Origin of the sequence: Pseudoalteromonas sp. M58 (assembly GCF_042604605.1) — a bacterium.
Classification (GTDB): Bacteria; Pseudomonadota; Gammaproteobacteria; order Enterobacterales; family Alteromonadaceae; genus Pseudoalteromonas; species Pseudoalteromonas tetraodonis.
Genome location: NZ_CP152390.1, coordinates 1,403,200 through 1,417,024, shown reverse-complemented (window position 1 = coordinate 1,417,024; position 13,825 = coordinate 1,403,200). Strand labels below are relative to the sequence as shown.

The 13,825-nt window shown below is 40.4% G+C and carries 11 protein-coding genes and 2 tRNA genes; 7 read left to right on the top strand and 6 right to left on the bottom strand.

Annotated features, from left to right (window positions below):
- The first annotated feature begins 116 nt into the window (after positions 1-116).
- A complete protein-coding gene (locus AAGD16_RS06545) occupies positions 117-320 on the top strand; it encodes a CPXCG motif-containing cysteine-rich protein (RefSeq protein ID WP_008464077.1) in 204 nt (67 codons plus the stop codon).
- Here the strand turns inward: AAGD16_RS06545 and AAGD16_RS06540 are convergent.
- Positions 317-943, bottom strand: coding sequence for a riboflavin synthase subunit alpha (locus AAGD16_RS06540; RefSeq protein ID WP_377114428.1), 627 nt, complete (start codon positions 941-943; stop codon positions 317-319). The genes AAGD16_RS06545 and AAGD16_RS06540 overlap by 4 nt on opposite strands.
- A 192-nt stretch (positions 944-1,135) precedes the next feature.
- Here AAGD16_RS06540 and AAGD16_RS06535 point away from each other — a divergent pair, with 192 nt between their 5' ends.
- The 4 genes from AAGD16_RS06535 to AAGD16_RS06520 all read left to right on the top strand — a co-directional run bounded on the left by AAGD16_RS06535 (position 1,136) and on the right by AAGD16_RS06520 (position 4,157).
- On the top strand, positions 1,136-2,491 hold the full coding sequence (locus AAGD16_RS06535) for an MATE family efflux transporter (protein ID WP_377114425.1): 1,356 nt from the start codon (positions 1,136-1,138) through the stop codon (positions 2,489-2,491).
- Positions 2,469-3,518 (top strand): DUF3080 family protein, encoded by a 1,050-nt coding sequence (locus AAGD16_RS06530; protein WP_033102522.1) that lies wholly within the window; start codon positions 2,469-2,471, stop codon positions 3,516-3,518. The genes AAGD16_RS06535 and AAGD16_RS06530 overlap by 23 nt, the downstream gene beginning before the upstream one ends.
- 235 nt (positions 3,519-3,753) lie before the next feature.
- Positions 3,754-3,830: transfer RNA gene (locus AAGD16_RS06525), tRNA-Val, on the top strand.
- Positions 3,831-4,080: 250 nt separating this feature from the next.
- Positions 4,081-4,157 (top strand) — tRNA-Val (locus AAGD16_RS06520).
- A gap of 611 nt (positions 4,158-4,768) precedes the next feature.
- Here the strand turns inward: AAGD16_RS06520 and AAGD16_RS06515 are convergent.
- Positions 4,769-5,212 (bottom strand): transposase, encoded by a 444-nt coding sequence (locus AAGD16_RS06515; protein ID WP_058154493.1) that lies wholly within the window; start codon positions 5,210-5,212, stop codon positions 4,769-4,771.
- A 400-nt stretch (positions 5,213-5,612) separates the two neighbouring features.
- Here AAGD16_RS06515 and AAGD16_RS06510 point away from each other — a divergent pair, with 400 nt between their 5' ends.
- A complete protein-coding gene (locus AAGD16_RS06510; RefSeq protein WP_016899869.1) occupies positions 5,613-6,386 on the top strand; it encodes a transporter substrate-binding domain-containing protein in 774 nt (257 codons plus the stop codon).
- A 36-nt stretch (positions 6,387-6,422) separates the two neighbouring features.
- Here AAGD16_RS06510 and AAGD16_RS06505 read toward each other — a convergent pair whose 3' ends face one another.
- Positions 6,423-7,346, bottom strand: a complete 924-nt coding sequence (locus tag AAGD16_RS06505; RefSeq protein ID WP_377114420.1) for a hypothetical protein — start codon at positions 7,344-7,346, stop codon at positions 6,423-6,425.
- Between the two features lie 196 nt (positions 7,347-7,542).
- Here AAGD16_RS06505 and AAGD16_RS06500 point away from each other — a divergent pair, with 196 nt between their 5' ends.
- Positions 7,543-8,442, top strand: a complete 900-nt coding sequence (locus AAGD16_RS06500; protein WP_377114417.1) for a substrate-binding periplasmic protein — start codon at positions 7,543-7,545, stop codon at positions 8,440-8,442.
- 47 nt (positions 8,443-8,489) lie between these two features.
- Here AAGD16_RS06500 and AAGD16_RS06495 read toward each other — a convergent pair whose 3' ends face one another.
- The 3 genes from AAGD16_RS06495 to acnD all read right to left on the bottom strand — a co-directional run bounded on the left by AAGD16_RS06495 (position 8,490) and on the right by acnD (position 13,803).
- Entirely contained in the window at positions 8,490-9,785 is a 1,296-nt protein-coding gene (locus tag AAGD16_RS06495; protein WP_377114414.1) for a diguanylate cyclase, read from the bottom strand.
- A 220-nt stretch (positions 9,786-10,005) separates the two neighbouring features.
- The gene (prpF, locus tag AAGD16_RS06490) at positions 10,006-11,181 is read right to left on the bottom strand and encodes a 2-methylaconitate cis-trans isomerase PrpF (protein WP_016899865.1); all 1,176 of its coding nucleotides are present in this window, start codon (positions 11,179-11,181) and stop codon (positions 10,006-10,008) included.
- A gap of 12 nt (positions 11,182-11,193) precedes the next feature.
- Positions 11,194-13,803, bottom strand: a complete 2,610-nt coding sequence (acnD, locus tag AAGD16_RS06485) for a Fe/S-dependent 2-methylisocitrate dehydratase AcnD (RefSeq protein WP_377114410.1) — start codon at positions 13,801-13,803, stop codon at positions 11,194-11,196.
- Between the last annotated feature and the right edge of the window lie 22 nt (positions 13,804-13,825).

The window sequence follows — 13,825 nt, the reverse complement described above, 5'->3', positions numbered from 1 at the left end:
ATAAATCACTGTTGATAGCTCAATATGAGTAAATCATTTAGTCAGAGTTCAAGCTACTTAGTATTAAGCCGTTATGTGCTATCTAGGTAAAATAACTTAATTTTTAAGGGGGTGTTATGAAAGACTTTTTATCACAACGTATCGCCTGCCCACATTGTGGACACCATATTCATTTAGACCTTGATGCCAGTATGGGCGACCAAGACTACTATGAAGAATGCAGTGCTTGCTGTAATCTAATTCACTTAAATATGCATATAGACTATGCACGTAATAAGTTAGAGTTACACGTGGACAGCGATGACGAACAAATATTTTAGCTATGTTGGCGCATGTAGTTTTCGACGGTGTTTATAATAGTGTATGTTTGCTGATCAGCTTCTATATTAAATTCATCACCTACAACAGCTGCACCTAAATTAGTAATATCGAGTGTTTCTGGTATTAAGTGTAACCAAAAGCCATGCTCATCAATATTGCCAACCGTTAAACTGGCGCCATTAATAGATACAAACCCTTTGTATAACACATATCTTTGCCATTTTTTTGGAAGGCTAAGCTGTATTTTGTAGTTATTTTCTAGTTTAACTATTTGCACTATTTTGGCAGTACAATGAATATGACCAGAGACTATGTGCCCACCCAGCTCAGTACCAAACGACACCGAACGCTCGTAATTGACTAAACTACCCAATTCCAGTTGTCCAAGGTTAGTAAGCTGCAAAGTTTCGTCAATAACATCAAAATGCACTTGAGCCACCACATCTTGATTACTAAGCTCTACTTTAACTACCGTTAAGCAGCAACCATTTATAGCGATGCTAGCACCTAAGTCTAAATGCTTTACGTATTGCTCATTAACAGAAACGACTAAACGTAATACACCCTGCGTATGGGTTCTAGAGACTACTGTTGCTTGAGTTTGAATAATACCGGTAAACATAAAAATCGCTTCTCTTTCTAACAAAGTGCTAGTTTAACGTATCAATCGCTAAAATAATTCACTTAATAGCACTTTTATTCGCAACAAAAGTAAGCTTATGCAGCAATTTAATAGATTCGCTGATTGTCTACATAGATAGAGCAATCACAATAGATTACAATGCGCCCATGTTTTTCTGAATAGCTGTTTTTTATGACTTTTTGTAGTTGGGAAGCTAAACGTTTACTTTCCCTCGCCTTTCCCGTTTTTTTAGCACAAGTGACCTTAGTATTAATGTCAGTGGTTGATACCATTATGGCCGGACAAGTGAGTCCAACCGATCTCGCTGCCCTCTCAATTGCTACAGGAATATGGAACCCAATTTTATTAGCAATACAAGGTATTCTATTAGCCCTAACGGGAGTCATTGCTCAATTTGCGGGTGCTAAAGATCGCAACGGCATTAGCCATTATTTTCAGCAAGCGCTTTATTTAACGCTCCTTTTGAGTTTTGCAGGTTTTTGTGCTGCCCAGCTTGCCAATACCGTTATTTTACAGCTTGATACTAGCCCGGCGATTGCGGGACTTGCTTTTGATTACATTCATTTTGTTAAATGGGGTGTATTTGGTTTTTTAATTTTTACCGTGTATAGAAATATGACCGAAGGTATGGGGATGACCAAGCCTGCGTTTTATATCAGCCTACTCGGACTTGCGGTAAATATCCCACTCAATTATATTTTTATTAAGGGCTTATTTGGTCTACCCGCATTTGGGGGCGCTGGCTGTGGTATTGCCACCGCACTGGTATTTACTGTAATGGCTATTGCGCAAGTTACTTATTGCCAGCTGAGTAAAAAAATAGATGCCAAAGGCTTATTAACTGGCTTTGAAAAACCCAATTTTAAAACCATTGGTATTATTACCAAACTCGGTATTCCTATTTCACTCGCTACTTTTTTTGAAGTGACCTTGTTTGCCTGTATTCCCCTGTTTATTGCGCATTTGGGTGCGGTGGCTGTGTCTGGCCATCAAATTGCAGCCAGTGTGACTGCACTATTATTTATGATGCCTCTGAGCCTCTCAATTGCCATTAGCATACGAATTGGTAATTTATTTGGGCAAAATCATTTAGATCAATTAAAAGTAGCAGTATCAACAAGTTATATTATGGCGGCTATGGTTGCGTTGTTTATCGCTTTTATTACATTTATAGGGCGTGATGTGATCAGCCAATTATATAGCGATAGCCCTGCGGTACTTGCGCTTGCTTCATCAATTATGATTTTAGCCTGTATTTACCAACTTCCTGATGCATTACAAGTAGCTGCAAACGGTATTTTACGTGGTTTAAAACACACAGCGCCGATTTCGTATATCACTTTTATTTCTTATTGGTTAATCGGCTTTAGTTTAGGCTACGTATTAGCAAGAACAGACATAATAGTGCCAGCAATGGGCCCTCATGGTTTTTGGATAGGTATTATCGTTGGCTTATCAGTTGCAGCTATACTACTGATGCTGACCGTTCATAGGCGATTTAAACGTGAACCATTTATTCTCTCTTAAACAATCAATCTATACCAAACTGCCGCTTAATTGGTTATTGGCGGCATGTTGTATGGTGCTTTTGGGCTGCTCAGAGCAGCCCAGTGAGGCAAATAAAACCTATTTGTCTCGCTTGAGTAATACCTTACAAACGCCTGAGCCACACACAAAGCCACTGCAACAATTAGCCTTAGTAAAGCCAGTTGAAGCGTTGCAACCTGCGATTAAAATTGGCATAACTGAACTAGCTGGTATTAGCCAATGTAAACTTAACGTTCTGATAAGCGAGCATAATAATCAATTAGGCAAAACAGCCACCGCTGCTAGTAAATTGAAGTACCAAATAGATTTTATTCAAAGCGCGCAAAACTGTTTAAACACCTTAGATAAACAAAGCAACGTTCACAGTAAAATTACAGCGGCAAAAAACCAAAAACAAACTCAACTCACTCATTATTTTAATAATGTTTTATATAGTGAACCTGAACTGAGCAGCACTTGGCAGCTAACTGGCCAAGAACTCAGCACCCAACCGGCTGGGTTTAGTGACACGGTTGAGGCGCTTAAAAAGCTAACGACCATTAAACACCAAATAGAAACTAAAGGGAGTATGGCAATAAACAGCGATGATATTTTGTCAGCGCTTGAACCGCTCAACAGATACAAATTTGACCAACAGCTTATTCAAGCTGCGCGAGAACAAATTAGCTTAAATCATACAGCAACCCAGTTTGTAAATTCATTAGTAGTAGAAGATATCTGCCCTAAAGGGAAAAACAAGCAGCAGGCTAAAATTGTCAGTAATATATTTAATAAATATTATTTAAAACAAATACAGCCTTATCAAGCACAGCTGAGCGGGTATTTAGAAACATTGCAGCCGCTTTATATGCAGCTATGGTTTAATCAAGCAGTGAGTAGTGAAGCGGTAAATGCCCTACTTGACCCAAATTCTAACAACTTACTCTCTCAGCTAAAAGCGTCAGCAAAAGAGCATGTTATCTGGTGGCAAAAATTTTATAAAACGTGCGAAATCAGTCCAATATGAATAAAAAAACGGCAAATAAACTTAAAAACCATAAACATGCTTGATTCACCACTCATCACGCTATATATTAGCGACCGTTGTTAAGCAATTAACAATTTTTAAATACAGAAGTACGACTGTAGCTCAGTTGGGCGAGATTGGACCGAAGCGAAGCTTCGCAGCCGAACGAGGTGGAGGCAGGATGCCGACAGGATGAAGCTTCATGGGTGAATTAAATAGTACGTAAACTCATAGTACGACTGTAGCTCAGTTGGTTAGAGCACTACCTTGACATGGTAGGGGTCGGTGGTTCGAATCCACTCAGTCGTACCAAATTTTTAAAGATTTAATTAAAGTACGTTGAAAGAAAAAGCACTACCTACTCTTGTTCACCCGGTCCAGAAGTCGGTGGTTCGAATCCACTCAGTCGTACCAAAATGAGTAAATGCTGTATTTAAAGTACGATAAAGGAAAAAGCACTACCTACTCTTGATCACCCGATCCAGAGGTCTGTGGTTCGAATCCACTCAGTCGTACCAAAATGAGTAAATGCTGTATTTAAAGTTTAAGAATTTCATATTGTACGACTGTAGCTCAGTTGGTTAGAGCACTACCTTGACATGGTAGGGGTCGGTGGTTCGAATCCACTCAGTCGTACCAATTCAAAAAACACCTCAAGAAAAAGCACTACCTACTCTTAATCACCCGCTCCAAAGGTCGGTGGTTCGAATCCACTCAGTCGTACCAATTCAAAAAAACACCCCAAGAAAAAGCACTACCTACTCTTAATCACCCGCTCCAAGGGTCGGTGGTTCGAATCCACTCAGTCGTACCAATTCAAAAAAACACCTCAAGAAAAAGCACTACCTACTCTTAATCACCCGATCCAAGGGTCGGTGGTTCGAATCCACTCAGTCGCACCAATAAAAAAAGAACGTAGGTCGGTTAAGTGGCGAAGCCGCGCCACCCGACATTGGTGAAACACCCGACATTAGGTTGCATTCCAACACTAAACACCATCCAACATAAAGCAAAGCATGCACAGATAATGACCAATACCAACATCATCGGATGACGCCTCTGAATTATCCAACATCGTCGGATGACGCCTCCGAATTATCCAACATCGTCGGATGACGCCTCTGAATTACCCAACATCGTCGGATGACGCCTCTGAATTATCCAACAGCGTCGGATGACGCTTCCGGCTTATCCGACCTACGTTCATTATTGTTAACGTATGTGAAACACCCGACATAAAATATATTATATTATTCCCCACACCAATTACGGCTGTACATTCCTGATGCGACCGCTTTATGAAAGCTTGAATAAGGCCAATCAACCACCCGTTCAACCAAACCATGTTTAAGCGGATTAAAATGAACATAATTTACATGGTGCCAATAATCACGTTCATCAACAATGGTATACTCCCAAAAACGGCGTTGCCAAATCCCTCGTTCATTTTTATTAATGCGTGCGAGTGATACATGTTCGTTTTTAGGCAAGCCTTTAGAAAAACGTTTTTTAATTTCGCGCCAACGACCAGAATAATCGCTATCACCTTCGGGTAAAGTTAACACTGCATGCATATGATCAGGCAACACCACCCACGCATCAATATAAAATGGTTTATGCATTTTTACCCAGCGCACAGCCCCACGCAATAAATCAATATGCTCAACCAATAATGACTCTTTACGATCCTGCAAATTAACCGTAAAAAAAATACGTTCCTCCCGGTTGATAATTTCTACGATATCTCACAAAAAATCTCCTTATAATAAACGGCTAAACATCGTCGGATGACGCCTTCGAATTATCCAACCTACGTTAATTATTAAGAACGTAGGTCGGTTAAGTGGCGAAGCCGGCCACCCGACATTGAGGGAAACACCCGACATTGGGGAAACACCCGCCATCAAGCAACGCCAACATCAAAAAGCTCCAAAAAAGCGCACACGCTCTAAACTTCCTTAATAAATATTTGGTAACATCCATTTAATCACGTTGCAAAGTCAGAATTTATTGCTTGAAAATTAATACTATGTTAACAAGTAGGCTATCTTATAAGATGAAATATCAGAAAGTATTCTAGGAAAGGATTTACCTGTGAAGTCTGCCGCACTCATTACATTACTATTGCTATTTATTTTTGCTGGGCAAGTTCAAGCTAAAACCCTAGTCAAAGTGGGTGGCTATGAATTTCCTCCCTACATAGAGATTATTGACAGCCGTGCTTCAGGCCTTACCGTAGAGCTAATTAGCGAACTTAATAAAATACAATCTGACTATCATTTTGAGCTTGTGCTCACCACACCTATTCGGCGCTTTAAAGATTATCAGCAAGGTTTGTTCGATGCGGTATTTTTTGAAGATCCAAACTGGGGGTGGCTGCAAGGCAACCATATAATCAGTAACTCCCCTGTGATAGCAACAGACAGCGAAGTATTTATTGCTTTAAAGCAATTTGCAAAGTCACAAGCTTGGTTTGATAACTTAGACGATAAAACCCTCATTGGGATTTTAGGCTATCATTATCAGTTAGCAAACTTTGAAAACAATCCATCAATACTTGAAAACGAATATAAAATGACGTTACTGAGCAGTCATAAAAAAAGTATTGAATTAGTATTAAAAAAACGCAGCGATATGGCGATTGTTACCCGTTCTTACTTAAATCAATACCTCAATAAATACCCAGAAAGTAAAAAAAAGCTGCTTATCTCTGAACGCGTCGCGCAAACCTATAAACACCAATTATTAATTCGCCCTACACACCAACTTAATGTAAACACACTTTATAAAATAGTAAAAAAAACACTTGCACAAAATACCCTAGCAACCAAATTAAAGATACTTGGCCTACAACAACATGATATTTAGTGATGCTGCTTTAATACTAATAACATTACTAATAACTTAATGGCAATAACTAGAAAATTTGCTATTTTCATCGTGTGTCGCAAACTCAACTAAAGTCATCAATAAATCACTGTGTTTATGGGTAAAGCCAGTACTAGAAAGGCGTTTTTCTAAATAGGACGTAAAGTTTTTTCGTTGCAGGTGTTGGCTATGTAATTTTATTAACAGCTCTGACTGCTTTTGGTTAATTAACCGCGTCTCGTAAATCGGGTCTTCATCTGGCCAATTTTCTACAGGCGAGCCCTTTTGCTTAAACACAAAATCACTAAGTGAACGCTCGATTTGATTATAATCGTGCTCCCCTAGCAGTTTTTCTATTTCCTTTAATAAGCTTGAGTACAAAACACGCGGGAAAAGCTTGTAAAAATCATGATTTTTAAAGGGCCCTCCTTGTGGAGTTTGCTGCCAATTTTCAAAACTTGCTCGCAAAGCCTGAACTAATATACGTCCTACATAATGGCTTTTTTGGAATGAGACACCTTGCGATTCTAGCCTTGAAAGTACGTGATTTAAACGTTGCTTTAAGCTACGTACTTCTAGCTGCAATTCGCTTTTTTCTGTCTCTAATAATTGTATTTCTTGAGCACTGGTTGTTATTTTTTGCTCTAGTTTATTTATTTTAACTTGCGCGCCATAAAACAAATCACGGGTATCATTAAGCTCAGCCATAACACTGGCATTTTTTAATTTAATACTCGAATTACCCTCAATAGCATAAGTAGTAAGCTGTTTGCTCTGAGAGAGCGCTTTATTTAAAGTACTTTCTAACTTACTCTCAATAACTTGCCCAGACTTACTGCCTTTAAGTAAAGAATGTAAGGTTGAAGAAATATGCTTTTGGTACCAATTTTGGATCTGCTCACACTGCACATCAGATAAATTAGCAAATGGATTGTCTTCACTTATTGGCTTGTTAGCCATAAAAATTCCCTCTAGTAAAAAGACTTTTTGTTGTTATGTCGTATTAAAGTGAAATTACCTACCTTTGCATGTTAATAGCTATCGCTTTTTAAGGCTATATTTAATTGTTTGTATACTAGAAGAACCTCACTATTTAAGTTGTTTATTCCAAATAACGCACTAAACTTAAAATTAAAGATAAAAATGCATTATCCTTATGAGAATATTTTTAATCGCTGCCTTAGTACTATCATTTTTCACTTACGCACAACCTGCGCCAGTAACCTATACAGTCGACAATAAAAATATCACACTTCCCGGAGAGAAATACAAAAGCGGCTATGGCTATAATTTAAAAGCCGATACAGTTCTTCGCTTAGTTACACTTAATTGGCCCCCTTATATAGACGATCACTTATGCAATAAGGGCTGGCTATATCAACTCACAGTAAGCATGTTAGTAAAACGCGGCTATGGTGTACATATAGAGTTTTACCCTTGGGCGCGTGCCGTTCGTGAAGCTGAATTAGGTAAAGCTGATATTTTATTCCCTGAGTATTTTATTAGTGACGATGTAATGTCAGAAAACATTTTAACCAAAACACGTAATCAGTTATTGGCGTTATCTGAGCCCATTCCTGGTGGCGACTTATCATTTGTAGCACTTAGAGATCACAGCATAAATTACGATGGCAGTATTGAGTCTGTAAAAAACAGGGTTATGGGGGTGGTACGTTCATATAAAAATAGTAAAGAATTAGATCAACTTATTGAACAAGGTGGAATAAAAACCATTGTTGCTAACACTGAGTATCAGCTTATTCATTTGCTTTTAAATGGTCGGGTTGAGCTTATTGTTGCCGACTTAGAAGTGCTAAGAGCCAGTATTTATAAATCACTATTATCAGCTAGAGAAAAAAAGAGGATGCTTAGTGCGCTAGTTGCATTAACGCCAAGCATAGAATACAAAGCCCTGTATTATGAAATCAGTAAAAGTACGCCTAATTGGCAATTTATCTTAGATGATATCAACGCAGAAATAGCGATTATGCGTGCAAATAATGAATTTGAGCGCTTTATAAAAACTAAAAAACAGCAGTGTTATAACCTCGATTAAGCCATAGACAGCTAAATTTGAGCGTGCCTGTTTTCAGTTATATCTACTCATAGTCTAAGGCTTTGGTTAAACACCACCGTTTGGTTCCGTCCGGTTGTTTTTGCATTATAAAGTGCTGTATCGGCATTTCTTAATAATCCTTGCAGCGAACACGACTCAGAAGTCAAACTTGATACACCACTGCTTATTGTATAACTCACCTGCCCGCCACTTGATAACTGCACTGGGTTATCTTTTAAATGATCTTGCAACTTTGCTAAGGTTTTAACAACGGTACTGACACATTTGGTAGGAGAAACAATGCAAAACTCTTCTCCTCCTAAACGCGCTATAATATCATCACTGTCACAAAATGATTTAAACGTAGCAGCTATGCTTTGCAACACACTATCTCCGCCTTCGTGGCCAAATTGATCGTTAATGCGCTTAAAGTGGTCTATATCTATCATCGTAAGGGTTAAGTGCTGGCTGTCTTTAATACACTCATCAAGTGCAAGTTTAGCTGTTTCCATAAACCCTCTTCGGTTGAGCAAATTAGTAAGCGGATCTTTAATGGTTAAATCTTTTAGTTGTGCTTGATACTGCTTCATTTTTGTAATATCGCGCTCAATCGCTGCATAGTAAGCCACCTCACCTAACGCATTTTTTAATGGAAAAATATTCATATCAATCCAATAAGGCTCACCTGATTTTTTATAATTTAGAATTTGCTCAGATACTTGCTGTTTATTTTCTAGCGCATGCCTAATTTTATCGCGTGTGGCTTGTTGAGTTTTAGCGCCTTGTAAAATGCGCGGCGTTTTACCTCTAACTTCATCTAAATGATAACCCGTTACTTTAGTAAACGATTGGTTTGCATAAACAATTTTAGGGCCATCATTAGTAATAGGGCTTGCCTCGGTAACTAAAATAACGTCGCTGGCTAATTCAACAATTTCTTTAAATGGAATAGCTTGTTTTTGATGAGTAATATCTATAAAAGTGACGACTATTTCAGCAATGTTATTCTGCTCGTCAAACTCTGGATAAGCGTTACATAGCACCCATGTAATTTCGTCGCTTGAGCTGTCACATATACCTATTTCAAGATTCATCAATGGTTTTTGGGTTTTAATAACAACACTAACAGGATACTGAGAATTCTGCAGTGGTTGACGAAATTCATCCAGTAATTTCCATTTACTATCAAACGAGTCGCGCCCTAACGCTTGCTCTTTTGTTAAACGTAAAATATTTAAAGCCGCAGGATTTGCATACAAAATTCCTGTGTCTGGTGAATGCACCACCACACCGGTTTGTAAGTTTTGTATTAACCTTTCTGCATTTAGCCTTGATAAATCCATTAATGTACTCCGTACAAACTGTATTGAAAAAATACACGGGCTAGTGTTCATTTCAATATAAGTGAATATTTGCCGACATAACAGAAAAAATGTTGCTGTTTATTGAGCACCCCTCAACAAAGTACATTTTACAACCTACTGAATTGCTAAATAAAAAAGCCGCAAACTAAGTTAAGTTCGCGGCTTATTATTTTACTATAGTACGTATTTTGGGTGCTAGTTAGTCATAATCAAATGGCGCTCTTACCCAGCCTTCCATTAATACACGTGCGCTGCGGCTCATACTCGCTTTAGTCACTTGCCATTGGCCATTTGTAACAACCGCCTCGGCACCTACTTTAAGTGTGCCCGATGGGTGACCAAAGTTAACCTCGTTAATAGCACCGCCACCAGCGGCCAAATTAACTAATGTTCCGTCAATTGCGGCTGCTGTGCCAATAGCAACGGCGGCTGTGCCCATCATCGCATGGTGTAACTTACCCATTGACATTGCACGTACTAACAAATCTATATCGCTTGCATTAACCTGCTTACCACTTGATGATTTGTAATTAAGCGGTGCAGCCACAAACGCCACTTTAGGTGTGTGTTGGCGTGCTTGCGCTTCATTAATAGTACTAATTAGTCCCATTTTTACCGCGCCATAGGCACGAATGGTTTCAAGCTTAGTGAGTGCGGCTTCATCAGCGTTTATATCATCTTGTAGCTCAGTACCGGAATAACCAATATCGCTGGCATTTACAAAAATAGTCGGGATACCTGCGTTGATCATAGTTGCTTTTAATGTCCCCACACCTGGTACTTCTAAATCATCAACCACATTACCTGTTGGAAATAGCGCACCATCACCATCAGCAGGGTCAATAAATTCAAGCTTTACTTCAGCGGCAGGAAACGTCACACCATCTAACTCAAAGTCACCGGTTTCTTGAACTTGAGCGTTGGTCATGGGTACATGCACTAAAATACTTTTTTTAATGTTCGCCTGCCATACGCGCACAATAGCAATGCCATTATCCGGTACGCGAGATTTATCAACTAAACCATTGCTGATGGCAAACGCGCCCACGGCAGAGGTTAAGTTTCCGCAGTTACCACTCCAATCAACAAACGCTTTATCAATGGCGACTTGACCAAATAAATAATCAACATCGTGATCGGGCTGTTCACTCTTACTCAAAATAACCGTTTTACTGGTACTTGAGGTTGCTCCGCCCATGCCGTCGGTTTGTTTACCGTATGCATCTGGGCTACCAATAACGCGCAATAATAAGCTATCGCGCGCCGCACCTGCCACTTGGGCAGGTGCGGGTAAATCGGTTAAATTAAAAAAAACCCCTTTACTCGTGCCACCACGCATATAGGTCGCAGGCACTTTAATTTGTGGTTTAAACATAAACGTGTGTCCTTATGATACTTGCGTGGCTTCTAAAAAGTCTTGCGCAAAGCGTTGTAACACACCGCCTGCCGCATAAATAGAGAGCTCTTCTTGCGTATCTAGTCGACATTTCATGGGTACGTTTAATACCTCGCCATTTTTACGCGTAATAACAAGCTCTAGGGTTGCACCTGGTGTTGGTTCGCCCTTCACGTCGTAGCTTTCGCTACCATCTAGATTAAGTGTTTTACGCGTTGTGCCTGGTTTAAATTCAAGCGGCAATACGCCCATACCAATTAAGTTAGTACGGTGAATACGTTCAAACCCTTCGGCTGCAATAACCTGAACACCAGCAAGCCTAACGCCTTTTGCTGCCCAATCGCGCGAAGAGCCTTGGCCATAATCAGCACCTGCCACAATAATGAGTGGCTGTTTACGCTGCATGTAGGTTTCGATTGCTTCCCACATGCGTGTGTTTTCACCTTCTGGCTCTATACGTGCGAACGAGCCTTGCTTCACTTCTCCGTTTTCATCTAATACCATTTCGTTCAATAGTTTAGGGTTTGCAAATGTAGCTCGTTGAGCGGTTAAGTGATCGCCTCGGTGAGTGGCGTATGAGTTAAAGTCTTCTTCTGGTACGTTCATTTTAGTTAAGTATTCACCTGCTGCGCTGCTTGCCATAATCGCATTAGAGGGTGATAAATGATCGGTTGTAATGTTATCGCCAAGTACTGCTAACGCGCGCATACCTGTCATACTGCGCTCACCTGCCAAAGCCCCTTCCCAATAAGGTGGGCGGCGAATATACGTACTTTCTGGGCGCCAATCGTAAAGTGGGTCGTTATCTTCGCCGTAATCAACAGTTAAGTTAAACATTGGCTCGTATACTTTTCTAAACTGCTCTGGTTTTACGCTTTGTTTGATAACCGCATCTATCTCTTCATCAGATGGCCATAAATCTTTTAAGGTTACATCGTTACCTTGTTGATCTTTACCGAGTATATCTTTTTCTATATCAAAACGAATGGTGCCCGCAATTGCATAAGCAACTACTAAAGGTGGTGACGCTAAAAACGCTTGCTTAGCATACGGATGAATTCGGCCATCAAAGTTACGGTTGCCCGAAAGCACAGCCGTTGCGTATAAATCGCGGTCAATCACTTCTTGTTGAATTTTAGGGTCCAACGCACCACTCATGCCATTACAGGTAGTACAGGCAAAACCAACAATACCAAAACCGAGTTGCTCTAGTTCAGTGAGTAAGTTTGCATCTTCAAGGTACGACTGCACTGCTTTAGAACCCGGCGCCAGGGATGTTTTAACCCACGGTTTACGCATTAAGCCTTTAGCGTTTGCATTTCGCGCTAATAAACCTGCAGCAATTACATTGCGCGGGTTACTGGTATTAGTACAGCTGGTAATAGCGGCGATAATACAGGCGCCATCTGGCATTAAGCCTTCTTCATTTTCAACAACACCCGAAATACCTTGCGCTGCTAAATCGCTGGTAGATACACGACGATGCGGATTTGAAGGCCCTGCAATGTTGCGCCCTACGCTTGATAAATCAAACTTGAGTACGCGATCGTATTGAGCGGTTTTTAAGCTATCACTCCATAAACCCGCTGTTTTAGCGTAGTTTTCTACCAGGGCAATTTGCTCTTCATCACGGCCTGTTAAGCGCAAGTAATCAATAGTTTTATCGTCAATGTAGAACATAGCAGCGGTTGCGCCAAATTCTGGGGTCATGTTCGAAATGGTCGCTCTATCACCCAGGGTTAGTGCATCAGCCCCTTCACCGTAAAACTCAAGGTAAGTCGATACCACACGTTGCTCACGTAAAAATTCGGTAATCGCCAGTACAATATCGGTTGCAGTTATGCCAGGCTGGCGTTTACCGGTAAGCTCTACGCCCACTATATCTGGTAAACGAATATATGATGCGCGCCCAAGCATTACGCTTTCGGCTTCAAGGCCACCTACGCCAACAGCAATAACACCTAAAGCATCAACATGTGGGGTATGGCTGTCGGTACCTACTAAGGTATCTGGGAACGCAATGCCATCGCGGTTTTGAATCACCGGCGACATTTTTTCAAGGTTAATTTGATGCATGATGCCATTACCCGGTGGGATCACATCAATATTTTTAAACGCGGTTTTGGTCCAATTTATAAAATGAAAACGGTCATCGTTGCGTCTATCTTCAATGGCGCGGTTTTTTTCAAATGCATCGGGATCAAAACCTGCGTGCTCAACAGCTAATGAATGATCCACAATCAGTTGAGTAGGTACAACCGGATTTACTTTTGCAGGATCGCCGCCTTTTGCAGCAATAGCATCACGCAGGCCCGCTAAATCAACCAGTGCGGTTTGGCCTAAAATGTCATGACATACAACGCGTGCCGGATACCACGGAAAATCTAAGTCTTGTTTACGCTCAATTATTTGGTTAAGCGCATCGGTTAGCATTTCGGGCTCACAGCGACGCACTAAGTTTTCGGCAAATACACGCGAACTGTAAGGTAGTGTAGCGTATGCGCCTGGCTTAATGGCATCGACGGCGGCTTGGGTATCGTAGTAATCAACATTTGAGCCTGGTAAAGGCTTACGGTATTGGGTGTTATTAATAATGGTCATAATAAATTCGCTAATTTGGTGA

Bases quoted from the DNA above. Each gene is read 5' to 3' on its own strand.
- AAGD16_RS06545 (WP_008464077.1), top strand. From the start codon at position 117: ATGAAAGACTTTTTATCACAACGTATCGCCTGCCCACATTGTGGACAC.
- AAGD16_RS06540 (WP_377114428.1), bottom strand. From the start codon at position 943: ATGTTTACCGGTATTATTCAAACTCAAGCAACAGTAGTCTCTAGAACC.
- AAGD16_RS06535 (WP_377114425.1), top strand. From the start codon at position 1,136: ATGACTTTTTGTAGTTGGGAAGCTAAACGTTTACTTTCCCTCGCCTTT.
- AAGD16_RS06505 (WP_377114420.1), bottom strand. From the start codon at position 7,346: ATGGCTAACAAGCCAATAAGTGAAGACAATCCATTTGCTAATTTATCT.
- AAGD16_RS06500 (WP_377114417.1), top strand. From the start codon at position 7,543: ATGAGAATATTTTTAATCGCTGCCTTAGTACTATCATTTTTCACTTAC.
- AAGD16_RS06495 (WP_377114414.1), bottom strand. From the start codon at position 9,785: ATGGATTTATCAAGGCTAAATGCAGAAAGGTTAATACAAAACTTACAA.
- prpF (WP_016899865.1), bottom strand. From the start codon at position 11,181: ATGTTTAAACCACAAATTAAAGTGCCTGCGACCTATATGCGTGGTGGC.
- acnD (WP_377114410.1), bottom strand. From the start codon at position 13,803: ATGACCATTATTAATAACACCCAATACCGTAAGCCTTTACCAGGCTCA.